This is a genomic window from Tolypothrix tenuis PCC 7101, assembly GCF_963874875.1.
GTDB lineage: Bacteria > Cyanobacteriota > Cyanobacteriia > Cyanobacteriales > Nostocaceae > Aulosira > Aulosira tenue.
The window spans coordinates 6,293,239-6,313,789 of record NZ_CAWNJS010000001.1; the positions used below are offsets into that span (position 1 = coordinate 6,293,239).

The following is a 20,551-nucleotide window of genomic DNA, read 5'->3' on the forward strand; positions in this document are numbered from 1 at the left end:
TTTACTTACATATCATTAACTGTCTCTGCGGATGTCGCCGCTTGTAATGGCAAAGAAAGCACATAGCGGTATCCTGATTCTGGCGAACCTTGAATGGAAATTTGTCCCCCATGTAATTCTGCTAGCTGACAGCTAAGTAATAAGCCTAAGCTTTCCCGAGACAAACCATTTTGCCGTTGAGCCACATCTACACCTGAATTCATAGTCAGGACATCAGAGTGGGAATCCAAGTTTTTGGCATCCATGATTAATGGTAAGTTTCCAACTGGCTCATGATTGTCTAGATGCAGATTGTAGGGTGATGACTCACCAGTCAGTTCCAGCAGAGTTAAGGGGCTAAGACGAAAATAGGGATCAACTTCAGTGATTCCATCGCCCAACCAAGGATGGGAAACCCAAACTGTAATATTCAACATGTTTTCTTTATAGGAAACATGAATGCGAACTACGCTACCGGTAGCAGACATTTGAATCACGCTAAAAATGAGGTGATACAACATTTGTCTGACTTTATCTTTATCTAAAGGACAAATGCGGCTGTGTCCAGGTTCTATAGATAAACGAATATCTTGCTCACGGCGGTTAGCGGCTTCTTCTAGAGTATTGATGGCTTGTTGACATACCATTTCAATATCTACAGGCGCTAGATTCAAATCGCTAGAGCTTTCATTCATTGCTCCTAGTTCAGTAATTTCATTGACCAAGGACAGTAAATATCGACCGCTATGTTGAATAATATCGAGATATTCTCTTTGCTTAGTTGTTAACGGCCCGTAAATCTCCCGCCCTAGCACACTAGCCATACCTAGTACAGATGTCAGAGGTGTACGTAACTCCTGAGTTAGCTGTCCTAACAGTTCTAGTTTGAGTTCTTTTGTTGAAAAAGAGCCTTTTTCTAAAGTAGAAGGGCTGAGTTTGATCTCACTGTTACTATCATTATTAAATGCCAAACTCAGAGGTGCTTTAGCAGCACTAATTTCTGATTTACTCTGTAACAACCGATTGCGCTCAAACTCACTCATGCTCCAACGCGCGATGATTTGGAGAAACTCAACGTCTCTGGTTGTAAAGTTGCGGGGTACTAAATCCATGACCTCCAATGCGCCCAGACAATGACCGGAAGCATCAATTAGTGGTGCCCCTAAGTAAGCCCGAATCCCATATTCCTGGATCAACTTGCTACCAGCAAGCACTGGGTCGGTAATTTTATGTGTATCATTAATAACTAAAAATTGAAAACTATCAACTACTTGACTGGAAAAAGATTCCCTCCGTAATAATTGGCGGCTTTGTGCCAAATGATTCATTAGTCCTAGCCGCGATAGACCAACTGCTGACTTGAACCAATGACGTTCTTGATCTATAAATCCCAAAATGGAAATAGGTGCTTCCAAAAAATGAGCAGCAGTTTGAGTAGCTTCCTCAAATACGGGAATTGTTTCTGACTGCCGCAAACCCAAGTCTGACAATGCTTCTAGGCGTTGTTTTTCTTTTGGTTCTTGGGAAGTCCAACCATCCTTTAAGGCTAATAATTTGTTTTCCGGCTCTACCATTAGCATCACTACCTTGATAATTGCTCGATACTGTAGTTTATATAACCACTGTTTGTGGATTATTATTTGCTATTTTTAAGCATTCCCCAATTTAACCTCCGATCAACAATCTCAGGATAAAAATTTTCCCTGATGGCATTAATCTAGAAAGCAATCGTCTCTTACTTAGTAATTACCGATAGTCAAAATTCTCCTCAAAGTTGTGGCAATCATATTGCTTTATCTTTTACTGCTAGACAGCGTTAGTTAGACTTTTAGACTGGGTAATATAACACTAAGCAAGGATGGGACATAAAATTTGTACCATTCTTACATATATTAGGTAAATTTCTAGTGCTTAAACTGAATTTCTTTTTACCTACAATAGCTGGATGCTAGATTTTCCAAGTGTAATCTCTGGAAGAGTGGATAGTAATGTGCAAAAATTCTGCCTTATTTACTCAGCCTAATATTAGATATGTCAAAGCTGTTGATGATTGTAGACGACATATAGTTGAAGCAATCATATCTGCTTTGGTAAGAAATATCATTACAGCCAGATTTAGGCATATTTATGATTAAAATATCGCCATTTTTCCTAATAATGAATTTTTAGCAAAAAAACGCCAATAACTGCGCTTAAGCTTGTGGAATCATTCATCAGTCACATAAATAAAACCTGAGTATTCAAATTAAAGTAATATGCCAATAAATTCAACTAGTAATAAAATTCCTTTTGTAGAGCTTAAGTTACAACATCAACCGATTCAACGTCAACTCGAAGAAGCAATTGAGGCTGTATTAACCCAAGGAGATTTTGTTTTAGGAAAAGCACTTGCGGATTTTGAGACCGCATTTGCCGCAGCATCTGGGACAAAATATGGTGTGGGTGTAGCATCCGGAACCGATGCGATCGCTCTCGGCTTACAAGCTTGTAATATTGGTAACGGCGATGAAGTTTTGTTACCAGTGAATACTTTTGTCGCCACCTTGATTGGAGTACTACGTGCTGGGGCCAAGCCAATTTTTGTAGATTGCGATCCTCATACCGCTTTAATTGACTTAGAAGCAGCTGCCAAGGTAGTTACGCCTCAAACTAAAGCCATTATTCCGGTGCATCTTTATGGTCAGATGGTATCGCCCCGCCAATTGTTAGACTTTGCTGACACATACAAGTTGCTAATTTTTGAAGATGCAGCCCAAGCACACCTAGCAGAGAGGGAAGGATATCGTGCTGGTTCTGTGGGAATTGCGGCTGCTTATAGTTTTTACCCCAGCAAAAATTTGGGATCGTTTGGCGATGGTGGAATGTTATTGACGCGAGAGGCAGACATAGCGCAAACAATGGTGCGGTTGCGGAATTATGGCGCAGCGAAAAAGTATTTTCATACAGATTTTGGCACAAATAGCCGCCTAGATACCTTACAAGCCGCAGTATTGCTGGCAAAACTACCATATTTGCAAAATTGGAATTGCGATCGCAACAGTATTGCTCAACAGTACGATCAAGAACTATTACCCTTAGCCTCTGCTGGCATTCTACCGATAAAAAATGATAGCGAAACAGGTCATGTATATCATCTTTATGTGATTAGAGTAGATGATGCTTGCCCCCTATCACGCGAGCAAATTCAAGAACAACTAGCAGCAAATGGCATTCAGACAGGTATTCATTATCCAATTCCCTGTCACCTCCAGCCAGCATTTACTAATTTAGGCTATCAAGAAGGTGATTTCCCTCAAGCAGAAAAGCAGGCGCAGCAAATATTATCCTTACCTATGTATCCAGGTTTAAGCAGTAGCCAAATTAAAGAAGTTGTGGCAGCAATTAGCTCAATCATTAGCGGTCAACAACAGTTAATGTCTATTTCGTAGTTTAGAATTTATTCCTGTCAATTTAAGCACTCAAGTGCTGAATATGAAAGCATTAACTATCAATAAATTTGGCAGTGCTTAACATTATGGCAATTCCACAACATCTAAAACATACAAATACTGCACAATTGCTCAATTTGGCAATCTTGGGCGTTTTAATCCTACTTTATGCGCCTATATTGCTGCACTGGTTAGATGGTTGGTTGCATAAGAATATTAGTACAGAGCATGAATATTTCAGCCACGGGATGATTGGTTTACCCTTTGCAGCTTACTTAGTTTGGTTAGGAAGAAAACAATGGCAAAGACTACCAGATTGTATCCATCCTCTAGGCGCTATTTTACTTTTATTAGGGGGAGTTTTTTATTTAAGTGGTGTAACAGAATGGGTAAACCTTTCCTTACCTACTATCTTGGCGGGATTATGTTTATGGTTTAAGGGTGTACCTGGCTTACGATTACAAGGATTCCCTTTATTATTAGTATTTTTAGCCACCCCCACCGCAGTACCTTACCTAATTACTCCTTACACTTTACCTCTACAAAGTTTTATTGCTGGGACGGCTGGTTTCATTTTGAATCAGTTTGGTATGGCAGTAACAGTAGACTCAGTGAATCTGTATGTGGGCGGACGAATTGTAGAAGTAGCGCCCTATTGTGCTGGATTGAAAATGTTGTTCACGACTATATATGTCAGCTTAATGCTGCTTTATTGGACAGATTCTTTATCCTCGCGTCGGACAACCACTTGGTTTTTAATGCTTGCTATGGTTATTAGTATTACTGCCAATATTATTCGGAATACTGCACTCACATTTTTTCATGGCACAGGTCAAGAAGCAGCTTTTAAATGGTTGCATGATAGTTGGGGTGGTGACCTTTATTCTGCTTGTATGCTGCTCTTATTAGTGCCTTTATTGAATCGCATTAATAGCTATTTCTCTGCAGTTGAAGATAGCGAAGTGGAAGCAGAAAATTAAATCAGTGATTGAATGAAATAGCCATGATTGCAGGATGACTGTTAATTTTACTGAACTCATCACATTATGTACCGAAGTAAAATTTTGCTTAAGTATTACAAATTTTATTGATGATTTCCTTATCTAAACTTGTTAAAGACAGCCAATGGAATCAAGTAGTAGTGTTGTTATTATTGCTACTTTTGTTTGCTATTGGCAGTTTTCCCGGATATTTGGCAGGAAAATGGCAATGGCAACAGATAGCACCTGTGATTAAGCTCAAAGAATTGAAACAGATACGCAATTCAGGGTTAAATATCCCTGGTTGGCAAAATGTTGAGCAGAATGAACAAGAAGTTGGTGAACATAAATGGTCGCTACAACTAATTAAAAAACAAGACTCCGAGACTAAAGCCATAGTGCTGTTGTTACCGCAAAATGGCCCGATGGATAAACCGGAAGTGGAGTGGACAGAAGTTAACGGTTGGGGAAAGTCGCGTTGGGGAAAGTGGGATGTAGCGCAATATCGTTCGGCGCAATTGACTGTGAAACAGCCTAGTGCAACTAAAGTGGAAGCTAGATTTTTTCGCGCTTCTACACCACAAACAACTTTTGGGGTGTTGCAATGGTATGCTCTCCCAAATGGTGGCAATCCATCACCTTTAAACTGGTTTTTAGCGGATCAATTAGCACAGTGGCGTAAGCAGCGAGTTCCTTGGGTTGCTGTGAGTATTCTCATTCCTATGGAACCTTTAGGTCAGGTGGAAAAAATTTGGCCTTTAGCCGAGTCTATTGGTGAGACTGTACAAACGGCATTAATGACGCGCCTGCTTTAGAAAAGCAAATAAATTATTCAGCAAATAGGGAAACAGTATTGCTGTGTCCCTATTTATGTGCAGAGATGGGTATTAAATCTGAAATCTTCAGGGTAATGCGATCGCTCTTTCAAAACCATATATACTTAGTTTTATTTTGATAATTTATACAAAATTCACTAAAATTTTACATTTAAGAATATAGTAATTTCTCGGAGACAGACGAGACATTTTAGGTATTTGCAGAGTAAAATAGCGACTCAAATAGACACAAACTTGGGTCTAGCTTGCTCATAAAAAAATTGCTTATAGTTTTTATTTATCAATATGCGTGTATTTAGCGCCTTGTGTTTGGTTAGTCTCCAGTTAGGCGTTTTCTTTACCACAGCGGTTGAGGTGTTTGCTCAACCTGTAACATCCCCAGGACAACCATCAGAGCCTGCTCCGGCTCTACCCTTTCCATTACCTACTGAAACTGTACCAGGGAATGTTAATAACGAAGTTTCTCCTCAACTCAACCGCTACCTTTTAGGCCCAGGAGATGGAATTAGTGTTGTCATTCAGCGCCCTCCTGGCCCCTATCGCCTAGGGCCGCAAGATAGTATTAGCGTTGTGGTGCAACGCTTTCCAGATTTGAGCTTTCAAGCCACAATTAACCCAGAAGGCAACATTATTGTCCCTCTGATCAATACAGTGTCGCTTCAAGGTTTAACTTTACCAGAAGCACAAGAAAAAATCCGTGTATTGCTCAACCGCTACGTAGTTAATCCGGTAGTAGTTTTATCATTAGTAGGGCAACGTCCAGATTTAAGTTTCCAAGCCGCAATTAATCCGGAAGGATACATTGTCGTACCGCAAGTAGGTACAGTATCCCTACAAGGCTTAAGTGTGGAAGAAGCACAAGAAAAAATTCGCTTAAGTTTAAGCCGTGTTTTAGTAGATCCAGTTGTGGTTGTGTCGTTGGCAGCACCACGACCAGTTCAAGTTACCATTAGCGGTGAAGTATTTCGTCCGGGAATTTATTCAATTTCATCCACCATACCCCGGGTTGCGGATGCTTTGCTGACATCTGGTGGCACTACGATGAATGCAGATTTGCGGCAAGTGCAAGTGCGGCGGCGGTTGGTTGATGGTTCAGTGATTTCCCAAAATATTGACCTATATACAGCCTTACAAAATGGTAGTTCTTTACCTAATACCCGCCTCCAAGATGGCGATGCCATCATTGTGCCACGTCGAGAAATTGGTAGTGATGATGGTTATGACCGCAATTTAATTGCTCGTTCTACTTTAGCGGTACCGCAAATCAGAGTTAGGGTTTTAAACTATGCTGCGGGTGGCATTGCCAATCAAGTATTGCCTAATGGTAGTACCTTTGTTGATGCGTTGGGAGGGATAAACTTAGATACTGCCAACCTCAGGGATATTGCTTTAGTACGCTTCGACCCAGAAAGAGGTCAAGCCGTTACCCAAAGACTAGATGCTAAAAAAGCGCTCGGTGGCGATGGCTCTCAAAACGTGCCGCTTCAAGATAATGATGTTATTGTGGTTGGTCGAAACCTCATCGGTAGAATTACCAACGCCTTGACTACAATTACTCAACCATTTTTTAACGTTCAAAGCTTTATTCGCTTCTTTGACTTCTTTACTGGCGGATCGAAGTAGTTGAGGGGGTTGGGGATTGGGGATGAGGGGGGAAAGGGGAAAGGGAAAAAGGGAAAAAGGAAATTATTATTACCCATTACCCATTACCCAATGACAAATGCCCTATAACAAATGCCTAAGTTGCTATGACTCCACCTATTGTTAAACGTTATCTTATTGCTTTTGAGAAGTATAAGTGGATTGGATTAGCCAGTTTTACTTTAGTTGTAGCTGGGTCAACTGTGGTGGCTATACAACCAGACCCACCAGTTAGCTATGTGGCAAATTCTGCGCTGACTTACAATCGTCCACCAGTTTCGTTCTCGACAACTGGTACAGAAATTCAACAACAAGGGCAGGAATTAAATGCACAAGTTTTGCTCTCTAATGAACTTATAGAATCTGTAGCAGCAAAGGTTAATGTTAAGGCGAAAACTCTTGGCAACAATGTTGATCTGACTCTACCGAAAAAAAATGCTAGAAGCGGGCAATTAGAGTCTACTATTATTGAACTGAAATATAAAGATAATAATCCTAAGCGCGCTGTAGAGGTATTGAATGCATTAATGCAGGCAATGGTGAAGCTGAGTGGTGATGTTAATACAGGGCGATTAAAATCTATTATTAAAAAAATTGATGAACGGTTACCAGAGGCTAAGGTTGAACTCCAATTAGCGGAGAAAAAGCTAGAACAATACGATCGCAAAGAGCGACCAGCAATCTTAGCATCTGAGAATGGTAGTTTACTAACTGCGGTAACTACCAGTCAAAATCAGCAACGTCAGCTGCAATTCACGATTGCTGGAGTTGATGCCCAAATTCGCAGTTTACAAGAAAAATTGGGATTAAATGTTAATCAAGCTTATGTTTCCTCAGCTTTGAGTGCCGATCCTATTATTGCTAGCTTGCGATCGCAAATTTATCAAGTTGAATCACAAATTGAGCTTCTCCGTAAGGATTTGCGACCTGAACACCCTAATATGATTCAGTTGCAACGTCAGAAAGATGCGGCGGAGGAATTACTTAAACAGCGCGCTGCTGAAGTAGTCGGTGGTGGAGGTACAGCAGCGCCGTTGGCTGGCGATGCTTTGAATATTCGCACTCAGAGTAATTTAGATCCAGCGCGTCAAGAACTAGCAAACCAGATGGTGGCTTTGCAAACCCAAAGGGAAACGCTGCAACAACAATTAGCGCAACAAATTAAAGAAGAAGCGCGATTACGGCAAGTATATTCTCTCATCCCCAATAAACAATTAGAGCGATCGCGTTTGGAACAAGAAGTAGCACTGAAAAAATCTGTCTATGACAAAATGCAGGCGAAGCTAGCTGATGCTCAAACCGCAGAAGCAGAAACAGTTACCAGTCTGAGTATTGCAAGACAACCAGTCGCCATTGCTGATGCTATTAAACCAAAGAGTATGCCGATGACATTGGCGGTTGGCGGTTTGATGGGGTTGGTGATTGGTGGTGGTGTAATATTCTTGTTGGGTTCGCTGGAAGGTGTTTTCAAAACCAGAGAAGATATTCGCGAAAGCCTCAAGCAACGGGAAGTTGCACTGCTGGGAGAATTGCCATTAATGCCAGTTGATGATTTAGATAAAGAAGCTATACCTGTTTTACTTTCCCCAGATTCTCCTTATTTAGAGTTCTATGAAAAATTCCGCAGTAATGTCCGTCGTCTGGGCGGTAAAACTTTAAAAGTACTTTTAATTGCTAGCGTTGGTAGAACTGAGGGTAAGACTACAAGTGCTTATAACTTAGGTATAGCTTCTGCTCGTGCTGGTAAAAGAACTTTAATTATTGAAACAGATTTGCGATCGCCTTCTAGCTGTACATCTCTCAAAGTTACTCCTGACCCAGATGCTAACATTGAACCCCTGCGCTATTACGGCAGTTTGAGCGAATGTATTCACATAGTTCCTGATATTGAAAATTTATACATTATTCCTAGCCCCGGCCCTTTGCGTCAGTCTGCTGCAGTTCTGGAATCTAGCGAAATGCGTCGGCTAATGGAAGATGTACGCGAACGCTATGATTTAGTAATTTTAGATACTAATCCTCTAAGTTTATCTAATGATGCTTTATTGATTCAACCCTACAGTGACGCGATGGTAATTGTAGCGCGACCAAACTATACACAAGAAAACTTATTAGGTGAAGCAATCGATCAATTAGTTGAATCTGAATTAGGGTTGTTGGGAGGTATTATTAATGGTGCTGATATCAACGTTGCTTGGTCTGCTCCAGTTGAACCATCACCAAACTTTTCATCACCAGAAGAAGCTGGAGCAGAAGTATCAATAGGCGCTAATAATAACTGATACCAATTCAAAATTAAAAATTAATCATCCAGACAGCACAAAGGTATGGATCTGTATCTGTTTCGCATTCTTTTTTCAATTTGGTGTAATTTCTCTGCTCACATAATTTTTCCAGCTTTGTTTAATTCCCGCTTAATAGCGTCAAGTATATCCTCATGATGAATTACTACATCGCCTCGCTGGAGTGCCTGTAAACAGCAATGCTGGACTATATTTAAGATATCAGAGCCAGTTAATTCATAAGCGGCTGAAAGCTTTGGTAAATCTACAGATTCAGCTAGCTTAATTTGGGATGGGAAAGCCATTTGCCAAAGTTGCGATCGCTCTTTGACATTGGGTATAGGAAATTGAATAATCGATTGAAAGCGGCGAATAAAAGCTTCATCAATATTGCTTTTTAAGTTGGAAGACAATATAACTAGCCCATCGTAGTTTTCTATCCGTTGTAGTAGGTAACTTACCTCTTGGTTAGCATATTTATCATGTGCATCGCGCACATTAGTACGTTTACCAAATAGCGCATCAGCTTCGTCAAAAAACAAAATCCAATCTTTACTTTCAGCGCGCGCGAAGAGATTAGCTAGGTTCTTTTCTGTTTCCCCGATAAATTTTGATACCACCATAGAAATGTCTATCTTGTAGACATCTTTACCTGTGTATTTTCCTAAAAGACTGGCTGTGAGGGTTTTACCTGTACCAGGGGGGCCATAAAAAAGTGCGCGGTAGCCCAGTTTGAGCTTCTTTTTCATGTTCCAATCATAAAGAATGGTTGGGCCATGAGTAATCCAAGCTTCTAGCTCATGAATTTGTTGTAAGGTTTGAGCATTCAGAACTAAATCTTCCCACTCCATTTCTGTGGTGATGCGTTGGGCTGGAAAGTTAATACTGAAATGAGGACGAGAAAAGCGCCCTTGGGTGAACAATTCGACATAATCTTGAAGCATCACTAGCTTACCACTCATCATCGGTTCACCCTCAGCAGGCGAATCGAGATAGATGACGCGATCGCGCGCAAAGGGATGTTCTTCGCTGAACATTTGCTGCAGACGCAGCCGTTCCGCAAAGCGATCGCCTCCCAGCATGAACAGTACTGTTTCACCCGTAGGTAAAAAACCCCGATGCGCCTTACCCCGCCAGCCACCAATTTGAGGATAATCCCCAGCTTGAGGTAAATTAGCTGTAATCAGCCGATCAAAAAAATCGGGTTGCAAATGCGGTGCGATCGCCATCAGTAAGGTTAATTGCTCTGCAGTATCTAATTTATGTTTGCGAATAAAGCTAGTTAGGGGCGTTTCAGCACTCAGCCAGTCATCTGGCAAATGAGGTATTGGTGCTTTTACTGACTCATCCCTGCCGAAGTAGTATTCCATGCGCCACTCAATTATCTTAGCCAGGTAATTAAGTGCATTTTCTAGGGTTTGAACATTAAGCAAGTGCGTCACGTCGCTTTGCTCCGAATTCAAAATTTAAAATTAAAGACACTCATAACAAAATTGGGGGCTTGTAACAAGAACATAGTATTTCGAGACGCACAACGCGAGAAATAAGTTTTTTGGCTTCTCCATTATTGAGTTTTTAATTTATATATCAATTTTCTTTCTCAGAATGTCATCCCATAATAAATTAGACATGATTGCAAAATAACAGGCAAAATCACTCAAACTTTAGCTCGTCATAGTACAATTTCAGCTTCAGAGGTTACAAAACTAGACATAATTCTCTTTAAATTAGCCGCAAACATTAGTTTTTTCTGATGCTGACACAAAAGCATATCTATTTTTGTTAATCAATCGCAATGTACATTGAGTGTATTGCTATCCAACTAAGAGGTTGACTAAATTTATGCCAGGAACAGAGATTCAACAAAGTCAAACATCATTGAGTAGCCTTCCAGTTTTGTATACAAGAGATGCTGCTCAACCTATAGAGTACAATCCTTTTCAAGAAATCACCCAATTATTCCAAACTCTTTTTGAAGAAGATACTTCATCGGTTTACCAAAAAGCTGGGGCGAAAACCTGGAAGATTTTTAAGCAAATAATTACTGTTGTTACCTTTTTATTTCTGTTATTATGCGCCCTAATTATTTGGGTATGGGGTATTGGCTTTAAAAGTGGTCTTTATTTTCGGACTTGGATAGAGACGAAAAAACCGACAATTGATGAACTCATAGTTGCAATTCTGAAAATTATTTTATGGCCTTTAGAGCGGACATTTGAATGGGCTAATTCATTCATTAAAGACTTGTTTGGCTGGGAAATTAAATTTAACGAGTTAAAACCAGAACCAACTTCTACTCCAGCAGGGGGTGAAGCGACTCCCCCACCAGCATCATCCCAGAGTTGATTACCTTGATAGAGGTTATTTATTAACGTAATTTCTCAACTTGAGCAACCTGGCGTTATGTTACGGCTATAAAACTATTAGAAATTTCGAGACAATGGGAATTAGCCGTAACAACAATTACGCCAAAAAAACAAAACAGATTCAATTTCGTAATTACCAACTACGAATATTGTTGCTCATGATGAAACTAGATTTGCAGCCTTTTCTAATTTTTTCTTGGTAGAATTAGAAATCTCACCAATACCATAGCTCATGAACCCAATAATGAATGCCAAAAAGAAGGGAAAGGTAAGAAACCAAAACAATGATTCCAGCATAAAACACCTCACAAAATTAATATAAAAACTAAAATTTGATATCTTTTAAAATCCAATGCTTGAGAACATATTTTCCCTATTATCTCTTGCCATACTCTCATTTTTCCTTTACATTGATTTCTATATTTATCATTAGTTTTTGAGTTTGGATCTGTTGCTGAATTTTGGAGAATTGGTATTACATCTGTCAGTTCTATCTACTCTGGTACAGGTGGGTGTAAATCAAGCTGCCATTTCAAACTGTCACAAGCATTGATGTACTAACCTTTTGACTTTTGACTTTTTACTGAATCTTGTGCTTGTCTGGGTTCTGTTGCACCACATGGGTCAATTCATGGACTAAGAGATGTTTCCCTGTAACTGTATCTGGGTCAAATTTTCCCTGATTAAAATATATGTGTTTTCCGTAAGTGAATGCTTGAGCTTTTAATTCCCGAGTCATTTGCACAGATTCTTCATCGGTGTGAATGTAGACATCGCTAAAATCTGTACCAAAAGCAGATGCCATTTCAGCTTGGATTTTCCTTGGTAATAAATTACCACGCCCTTTGCTATTTTGGAGACGCTCAGAAAAAGAAGGGTTTGCTTTTTGGGTACCAGCCTCAACCTTAGTCTGCACTTCCTCTTTTTTGGGTTCTTCAACCAATTGCAATTCTGGTTTTGTCTGCACTTCCTCTTTTTTAGGTTCTTCAGCCAATTGCAATTCTGGTTTTGTCTGCACTTCCTCTTTTTTAGGTTCTTCAGCCAATTGCAGTTGTGGTTTTGTCTGCACTTCTTCCTTTTTGGGTTCTTCAGCCAATTGCAGTTGTGGTTTTGTCTGCACTTCTTCTTTTTTGGGTTCCTCTTGGCGTTGAATTCGGGAGTTTAGCGTGTCTTCTTGACGCTGTACGATCGCCTGTGACGAAATATTCTGAGAATTGCGATCGCTACTTGAATGATTCACTACAGCATCAGCAACTGTATCGGCTTCTCTCTCAAAGCTATCATTGGGCTTGCCAATAGTTAGTTTGGCTTGGATACTATTTCCCTGAGTGCTAGAGAAAAAATGACTCTCATTACTTCCTTCTTTTTTAAAGAAAGATTCATGATTTTCTTGAGCAGGTGCTTTACGGGAGCGTTTGAATTGGAAGGTTACCATAAGAGAAATTATCTAAGGTTGATGAAATTCCAACATTGAAATAATTATCTCATTTTAAGATCAAAAATACTGGTAGTCTTATTGCTATGTTTCCTTGACTCGCTCTGGTTACAGAGCGAGCAGATATTTTCCGATTTTTCAGTCCTGGTTATTAATGCAAATACTAAAATTTTTCTGGAATTTATAATACAATAAATTCAATATTTAACAAATATAAATAAAACAGTAATTTATAAACTTAATTTCAAATCATTTATATTTCTTATAAATTGATGACTTGAGGCTAAAAATAATTATTCACTCATCTTCAATGATTTAGAGGCAGTAATTATTGTGCAGTTATAATTTTTTCTAATGTAAATCCTTGTTGATAAATTTAGGTTTCAGAACGCTAATGATTTATTATTTAGATTGCCAGTCATCAGCAGCTACTAGATTGAGAAATCTTTTGTTATCTAAGAAAAATCAAGGCTGTTTACCTAAATAGGCTGTGAACTTATCAAAATTTGGACTCTTAGCTAAGAGAACTGGCGTAAGATAACTCTGCCAAGCAGCTTTTTAAGTATTTGACTTGAGTTGGAACGAACAGCAAAAGTGATGAATCCGACATTTCCACTTATCAACACAAGAAGGTAAATATGGCAAAAGTTAATGTGTCGCTGACAGTGCAAGTAGTTGGAGGGCCGACAATTAATGTGGCTAAAGAATTAGCTGTAGAAGCCTATGACAAAATTGATATTTCGATTGAATCAGGAAAAGACATATCTGTAGAAGTTCAACCGTCGGAAGGAAAACGGATCAGTTTCTTGCTGATTAAATCAAGTATATACAGCGACGCTAACAAAAACACTAAACTATCATATGGTATCGATGATGCAGGCAAGATAGACTTAGACCAACCTCATTTTTATTTAGGTTCAGGAGTAGTTTCTCTATTAGGTAGTGACCCAAAAATTCTTAAGTTTAACTTTAAGAATGGATCTGAGAATAAACCCGAAAACAAAGCTGAACTAGAAATTCTAGTTGGGCGTGATGCTACGCCGTAACCGACTACCTAGCGATCGCCTTTTTCACTCTCTCAATTAGTATTACTTTCCACAAGAGCGATCGCATCAGTTGGCGACAGTTTTCCTTCAATCACAGCTAGAATACCTGGTAAATATTGGTCTAGGGTGATAACGTTTGCATATACCAGCCGTTCGATTAGGCTTGAGGTGATGCGATCGCCTGTAACGTCAATGCTGGTTTTGCAACGGATTTCGCCAGTGTCAAAGTTAAATTCAAAGTTACCGATCGCCATACCATAATTAGCACGAGCAATAAATTCGGCGATCGTACTTCGATTCAGGGAAGGTACTTCTAACGGACAGATGGAATAGAACAAAAATTGCTGTTGGTCTTCGTTAGCTAGAGCATAACAGTTCCATTGTCCGTTTTTTCCTTGGCAAGCAACACGTAAGGTAAGTTCTCCTTGAAGTTTGGTAAATTCCCAATCTTCTTGGGAGAAAAAATCGAGCATTGCTTGATAAATTTTTCCCTTGGAGTTGGCTTTGGTTTTACTAAACGCTTGATTTGGCTCAACCCAACTTTCTAAAGCGTTTGTGACTTCTGAGAAAAAATCTGAAATTGCGGTTTCTGTTTGTTTGAGAAATTCAGTTTCATCCCAATTTTTTAAATCATGAGAAATTTCTTCTAAGACTTTTGAGATAGCTTGTTCAGCCATTAATAAATTAGCTTCATTGCGGTCTTTGAGAAACTGTTCCATTGCTTGAGGGAACTGACCGTTGGCGATCGCATCTGGTGTTAAATTTGCCGGATTTAGGTAAGCCCAGAAGGTGCGATAACCAATTTCGCCGGATTCTAGATTTTGTGAAACCTTTAGTGCAAACCAGCTTTCGGTAGAGAGTAATGGATGAGGAGATGAACAAGCAATGAGGTAGGCGATCGCACTTTCTTTATCGGTTGCGTGTTCTGCTAATTGAGGTAAAAGTTGAGGTTGTAAAGTAGCTTCGATTTCAATATCAGGGTCATTATCAAAACTGGCAACATTGAAAGCACCCCGTAACTCAGATTTGAGATTGAATAATGATTCAGTTTCAATCTGTTGATAAAGTTGTGAGTCTACCCAAAATGTGAGACGGCATTCAAAAAGCGTATTATCTTGCTCAATTAGATTGATATCCACAACCTGTAGCGGTAGGGAGGATACTGAAGGATTGAATAATACAAGTTCTGTAGTTTGGGATCTCTTAGTAGAGTCACTCATTAAATACTTCTATATTTTCTTTAAAGTTTGTATGCAATGCCAAAGCACTTCTTTCAAAGTTGTAACTTCATTTCAATGTAAACTTGATAGAATTTTTTTTACATGGTTATGATAGACACAATTTTTAATCTAAATCATGACCTCTAAATAATTTAGGGACATATTGTTGATGTTCTATCCAATAAGCTTCTGGTGTCCTAAATAGAGGTTTCTTATGTCCTTCATATTCTCCATAGATTCTCGATCTACTTTCCACAATACCTCTTGTTACTAATAACATTTCTAAATAAGACTCAAAATCAGTAATTCGAGATTCCTCCCATTCTATATAGTAATCTGACAATAACAAAACTTTAGGATTATCGTTATCATTCTCTAAAATAAAGGACATACAAGAATAATCACTAAATACATCAAACGGTTTCAATCGTTTAGTAAAATCACTATGTTGATAGCTTACATTGGCAAATTCAATTGTTTCATCCGGTTGAGGAATAATTATTTCTTGCCAATTTCGCTCAATTAAACAATTTTCTAGAGGTAATATATCGATCTTGGCAAAAGGAATGGCATCTGTTTCATCTTCTGGCCATTTAATATAATAATCATCGTATCGATCTCTAATTTTTTCAAATGCCTGCTCGTCGTTAGCCAAATCTGGCTTAACTCGCCAATTTAGTGTCAACCCATTCATCTGTCGATAAAAATTAATAATTGACTTATCTAATTTTTTTTCAATAGCCACCTCTATATCTGCCAATTTTTGCTTAGATATAGGCGAGTTAACCTTAAATTCCGTCACCTCTAAAAACTGATTAGATTCAACTTCTCTAACAAGAGTTTCAAATTTTTCAACATAGTTTTTCATGATTCTACTCCTCAAGTTTTTGTGAAATCAGTTAATTTCTAATTAGTTGAGCGCAAATTAAATATCAGGTACTTCATTGGGCAGTTCGCTGGTAATGGTTACAGCGGGTTTATTTTGTTTAGTTACCCATTCCGAACCATCATGTTTTAAGATTCCCCAATTAGCTGTCAAGCTAGTTGCTAAATATTTCGCTTCGTAGTCCATGATTTCTAGTTTTTCTTTCATATTAGTTAGTTCTTCTTGATGTTTACTTGTCGGTCGTTTTAATTGAGCGATATGATTTTTCAGTTCTTTATATGCACTGTTTAGTTCTGTATGTGTACTACGCCTAGGATGCTTTCCATAATTAACTGTTACCTTATATCTGACTACTTCACCCTGGTTGATAACGGCATCTTTAATATCTTTTTCTACATCAGAATGATGCGTTCCATTAGCTGAACGGGTAATTGGTGTCATATTATACATTCTTCCAGGTCCGCCAAGGTTATCATTCAGCAAATGTCCTTGAATATAAATTCCTTTTCTTCGATTAGCTTTTTGCCAAATGGAGGCTTCATCAGACGGGCCGCTACCTGCTTGATGATTCTGCGATAAAATTTGAGCATTCATACTAGTAGCACCTCCTTCTGATGTCAGTGAGCCATATGTCACCACAGTGGGAGGGTTTTTAGCCATCAAATTCGCTAGTATCTTTGTGGGTTTTACCAAGGCATTAAGTTTTTTGCCAATATATTCCGCTTTTTTCTTCCGTGCATCATCATCGAATGTACGTTCATTTTGTTTTTGACTAATGTCTTGGGCAATTGCTAAGGCTTGTGCATGAGCAGTCTTAAATTCTTCTGATTTTCCCCTTGTACTAATGTTTGTAATAAATGTTTCATAATCTTCTTTATCGCTTGCAATAGTTAATCGAGCTTGTTCATCTTGACCTACGAAATATAGCGAATGAGGTTCTCCATCACTAGTGGTAAATTCTTCTCGTGCTTTCCACCAATCCATTAATGCTGCTATTCCTGCCTTGATTGCTCCAATTAACGCCTCAATGCCTGCCTTAATCTTGTCGATTAGCCAGAGAATTGCTGCGTCCACTTTTTCCCTAAGCTTATCGACAACATCGCGTAATGCTTGACCAACACCTCCTAAGCCCACTTGATCGGCTAAAAAGCCAATCACTATAGGCATAGCACGGTGCATAATCTCCTCAAGTTTGACTCCCACAGGTTCTAAATTGCCAGCAGCGATATCAATAATATGATCGAAGGTTTCGTTTACCATGTCGAGTATGCGCCGCGCCCAACGAACGGCAGTCTTAATCGCCTTGTAGATGCGACGAACGACATCGAGAACTTCAGAAAGTCCACCGGAAGCCGCCGCCGCCGCCGCTAAAATCGCCAATTCTTCGGTAACCTTGCCTGCAACCCACTCGGCAATGCCCGTCAAAATACTGGCACCAAACTCTTTAGCTTGATTGAAGATGCCTTGGGCGTTTTCCGCAGGAGATTTAGAGGTGTCGATCGCGTGAGTAATCCACTCTACAACTCTGGTAACTTTTCCAAACAAAAGTCTGACTTTCGCTACTTTTTCTGGCGGTAAGCGTTTGGCAAGTAATTCCCAAATGCGATCCATCGATAGTCCCAGTACGTCTAATACAAAGTAAAAGATGGCTTTGGGGTCACTCCAGCTAACAGGCGGGCTAATATTTTTCTCGGCTAGTTCGCCAAACAACCAGCCTTGAAGACCGAATGTGATGTGTTCTCTAATCTTTTGCCAGAGTCGCCGGAAACCATGACCGATCGCTCTGACTGCATTCTTGATAAATTCGATTGGCTTCTTGCTGACTGTATCCCAGGCATTTATGGCTTTTTGGGCAATGCTCACCACTAACTCCGGTGGCACGTTAAACACCCGCAGAATTAAATGGAAGGTGGCTTTGACTGCGCCCATCAAATCGTGATTGACGAATACGAGATTAATAATCTTCAATACGTCAGCTTTCGTCTTTTGCCAAGCCTCTTGGTCTTTTGCTAGTTCTTGGAATATCTCTATTTGGCGCAGAATGATCGGGCCAATGAAATCAATAATGGGGTCGCGGATACATTGGGGTATCCAATTCCACACTGTTTTACCTAAAAATGCAGGCAATAACCAGATATTTAAGACAACCTTACCGACCTCTGCAAAGAAGTTGAGCATTTTTTGCAGGAAGGTCTGTAGGGTGTTCAGGGTTTGTTCTAACCAGTTAGTCAGGTTGCCGAGGGTTTGTCTAGCCCAATCTGCCAGTGCAACTACTTTATCAGCAATCCATTGCACGACAGTCATCGCCACTCGCAACAGCGAACCGCCGATCGCACTGACGGCATTCATCATACCTGTGGCTAAACTACCTAGTGCGGAGTTGACAGCATTTGCCATGCGCGTAACTGCGGCACTAAAACGATTTGCTCCTGCTATCAGCATGGGAATCAGGGATTTCTCCAGGTAGGTGCGTGCCTGGACGATCGCATTTCCCTTGCCCCAATTGGCAGAAATCCAGCGCAATCCTTTTACAGCCCCGACAACGGCAGTACCAATTGCCAACACTGGGCCTGCTGGGGAAAGGGCCAGGGCAACCCCACCGACAGCCAAACCAATGGAGATCAGTTGTTGTTTAAACGGCTCTAATTTGGCTTTAATGGCTGTCCATGCCGCATCAATTTTCTTCTGTACCCATTGCAGTAGCCCGTTTTGTCCTTCAGCCCCGTCACCAATACCCAGTTTATTCTTCAGCCAAGTCCACATGCGATCAGCAACTGAGCGGATTGTGGCTGTTTTATCCCAGATCCACTTGCCAACTGCTTGCAACTTCTGTCCCAACCATTGAATTTTTTCCCATTGGGCGGAGGCAAACTGCTGAATCCATCCCCAAATCGGCGCACCGATTTTGTCCCAAACTCCGTTAAGAAAATCTTTGATTTTGGCGACGACGGGCTGTAATTTTTCGACAATGGGTGTAATCAGCCGCATTGCCGCTTGCTCAATTTTTTCGGCGGCTTCCCGGATGGGCGTACAATCATTAGCTGCTATTTGACTGGCCGCAGCTTGAATTGATGCTAATATCGGTGCAAATTGGGCTGTGAGTTGGCTATCAATTCCTGCGATCGCTCGTACAGGACTCATTAAATTGTTGAAAACGCCTTCGATAGCAGAACCGACCAATTCTTTGATCCATTCAAAGATACCATCTGGCCCTTTCCGGATAATTGGCTCTAGCCCTGGGGCAAATTCCCGTACAATTCTCCAGCCGACATCGTCGGCAAAATCTATCAAATCATCCCACCACGAACCTTGAATCATCGGTTCGCTAGTCTGAGATGTGGCGTTCTGGCTGCGCTGCACCGATGCTCCTTGTTGCAGCGTGTGAGTTAATTCATGGGCGAGTAAGTGTTTCCCCGACGACGATTCTGGTTGATATTCACCCGCATTAAAGAAAATCTGATTTTTGTGGGTAAAAGCGCGCGCGCCTAAATCTTGGTTCAAGGTGGCGGCTTCTGATCCGGTATGAATCTGGACTCCGCTAAAATCGGCATTAAATGCCCCTTCCATCTCAGTGCGGGTTTTGGTATCTAGGGGTGAACCGCTACCTTGGGACTGGAGGCGACTTTCTAAATTTTTGGGTGCGGGGGTTGGGCTACCCTCTGCCGCCTGCCGCATCAGCAATTGTACGCCTTGATTTTGTTTGCGGTTTACCTGTTGAGAGTAATGATTTCCCAGGTTTTTAGCTGTTAAGTCAGATGCCATTGACCGGGGCATTGCTACCACCCGATCAGCCATTGCATCAGCTTCCCGTTCATAGGTATCTCCTGGCTGACCAATGGTTAAACTAAATTGCACCCAAGGCTGCTGGCTATTTTTATCGTCCCCATCATCTGCATCATCGGCGTTGCCAAACACAGGCATCTTTTGTATCTGTGGAGTTTCTGCGATCGCCTCTTCTTGTGGTTCCTGTTCTTTGGTTTCAGTAGCTAGTTGCGTTTTTGGGGTAATAGCAGTGACGCTGGACAAGCGTTTTGCTTGCACTCCTCTTTCACTTTCAAACGCAGGCATTCGCTGAACCTTGGGCGTTTCAGCTTCACTTTCAAACGCAGGCATTCGCTGAATGTTTGGCGTTTCAGCTTCACTTTCAAATGCAGGCATTCGTTGAATGTTTGGCGTTTCGGCAGCTTGTGTCCCTACTTGAGATTTTTCCTCTGTTTCGCAGGTGGCACATTTTCTTTGAATTGTGGCAGTAGAAGAAGGTGAAAAGAAAGGCGATCGCTCACCGATGAATTTCGGTTGCACCCAGGATGCTGCACCAGGATCAAAGAAAGCTGTCTGTTGCGGTGCTGACTCCGAGAAAAAAGCTTGATCTCGTTCCTGCACTCCCCAGGACTGATCTGCCTTGGTGTGCTGTTGACTAGAGGTGCTTTTGTTCTCGGTGGTTTTCATGGT

Annotated in this window: 13 protein-coding genes; 7 read left to right on the forward strand and 6 right to left on the reverse strand. The window is 40.6% G+C overall.

The window, feature by feature from the left end; all coding sequences use genetic code 11:
• Window positions 1–5: 5 nt before the first annotated feature.
• Window positions 6–1,553, reverse strand: a complete 1,548-nt coding sequence (locus tag AACU25_RS24940) for a histidine kinase dimerization/phospho-acceptor domain-containing protein (RefSeq protein ID WP_096580258.1) — start codon at window positions 1,551–1,553, stop codon at window positions 6–8.
• Window positions 1,554–2,234: 681 nt separating this feature from the next.
• On the opposite strand from AACU25_RS24940, the gene AACU25_RS24945 reads away from it, so the two are divergent.
• The 5 genes from AACU25_RS24945 to AACU25_RS24965 all read left to right on the forward strand — a co-directional run bounded on the left by AACU25_RS24945 (window position 2,235) and on the right by AACU25_RS24965 (window position 9,146).
• Window positions 2,235–3,407, forward strand: a complete 1,173-nt coding sequence (locus AACU25_RS24945) for a DegT/DnrJ/EryC1/StrS family aminotransferase (protein ID WP_096580260.1) — start codon at window positions 2,235–2,237, stop codon at window positions 3,405–3,407.
• Window positions 3,408–3,493: 86 nt separating this feature from the next.
• Window positions 3,494–4,387 carry a cyanoexosortase B gene (gene crtB, locus AACU25_RS24950; protein ID WP_096580262.1) on the forward strand — a complete coding sequence of 298 codons (894 nt, stop codon included), beginning with the start codon at window positions 3,494–3,496 and terminating at the stop codon, window positions 4,385–4,387.
• A gap of 110 nt (window positions 4,388–4,497) precedes the next feature.
• Window positions 4,498–5,202 carry a cyanoexosortase B system-associated protein gene (locus tag AACU25_RS24955; protein WP_096580263.1) on the forward strand — a complete coding sequence of 235 codons (705 nt, stop codon included), beginning with the start codon at window positions 4,498–4,500 and terminating at the stop codon, window positions 5,200–5,202.
• A 306-nt stretch (window positions 5,203–5,508) separates the two neighbouring features.
• On the forward strand, window positions 5,509–6,846 hold the full coding sequence (locus AACU25_RS24960; RefSeq protein ID WP_096580265.1) for a polysaccharide biosynthesis/export family protein: 1,338 nt from the start codon (window positions 5,509–5,511) through the stop codon (window positions 6,844–6,846).
• Window positions 6,847–6,971: 125 nt separating this feature from the next.
• Entirely contained in the window at window positions 6,972–9,146 is a 2,175-nt protein-coding gene (locus tag AACU25_RS24965) for a GumC family protein (RefSeq protein ID WP_096580266.1), read from the forward strand.
• Window positions 9,147–9,244: 98 nt separating this feature from the next.
• Here the strand turns inward: AACU25_RS24965 and AACU25_RS24970 are convergent, their stop codons facing one another.
• Window positions 9,245–10,588 (reverse strand): ATP-binding protein, encoded by a 1,344-nt coding sequence (locus tag AACU25_RS24970; protein WP_321206643.1) that lies wholly within the window; start codon window positions 10,586–10,588, stop codon window positions 9,245–9,247.
• Between the two features lie 400 nt (window positions 10,589–10,988).
• Between AACU25_RS24970 and AACU25_RS24975 the strand changes: the two genes are divergently transcribed.
• The gene (locus AACU25_RS24975; protein ID WP_096580268.1) at window positions 10,989–11,492 is read left to right on the forward strand and encodes a hypothetical protein; all 504 of its coding nucleotides are present in this window, start codon (window positions 10,989–10,991) and stop codon (window positions 11,490–11,492) included.
• 600 nt (window positions 11,493–12,092) lie between these two features.
• Here the strand turns inward: AACU25_RS24975 and AACU25_RS24980 are convergent.
• Complete coding sequence (locus AACU25_RS24980; protein WP_096580269.1) at window positions 12,093–12,947, reverse strand: eCIS core domain-containing protein; 855 nt, start codon at window positions 12,945–12,947, stop codon at window positions 12,093–12,095.
• 653 nt (window positions 12,948–13,600) lie between these two features.
• Here AACU25_RS24980 and AACU25_RS24985 point away from each other — a divergent pair.
• Window positions 13,601–13,993 carry a hypothetical protein gene (locus tag AACU25_RS24985; RefSeq protein WP_190445709.1) on the forward strand — a complete coding sequence of 131 codons (393 nt, stop codon included), beginning with the start codon at window positions 13,601–13,603 and terminating at the stop codon, window positions 13,991–13,993.
• A gap of 32 nt (window positions 13,994–14,025) precedes the next feature.
• On the opposite strand, the gene AACU25_RS24990 is transcribed toward AACU25_RS24985, so the two are convergent.
• From AACU25_RS24990 to AACU25_RS25000, 3 genes are all read right to left on the reverse strand, one after another.
• Window positions 14,026–15,213 (reverse strand): type III secretion system chaperone family protein, encoded by a 1,188-nt coding sequence (locus AACU25_RS24990; protein ID WP_096580273.1) that lies wholly within the window; start codon window positions 15,211–15,213, stop codon window positions 14,026–14,028.
• 124 nt (window positions 15,214–15,337) lie between these two features.
• Window positions 15,338–16,081, reverse strand: a complete 744-nt coding sequence (locus tag AACU25_RS24995; RefSeq protein WP_096580275.1) for a hypothetical protein — start codon at window positions 16,079–16,081, stop codon at window positions 15,338–15,340.
• A 57-nt stretch (window positions 16,082–16,138) separates the two neighbouring features.
• Window positions 16,139–20,548, reverse strand: a complete 4,410-nt coding sequence (locus AACU25_RS25000) for an eCIS core domain-containing protein (protein WP_096580277.1) — start codon at window positions 20,546–20,548, stop codon at window positions 16,139–16,141.
• Between the last annotated feature and the right edge of the window lie 3 nt (window positions 20,549–20,551).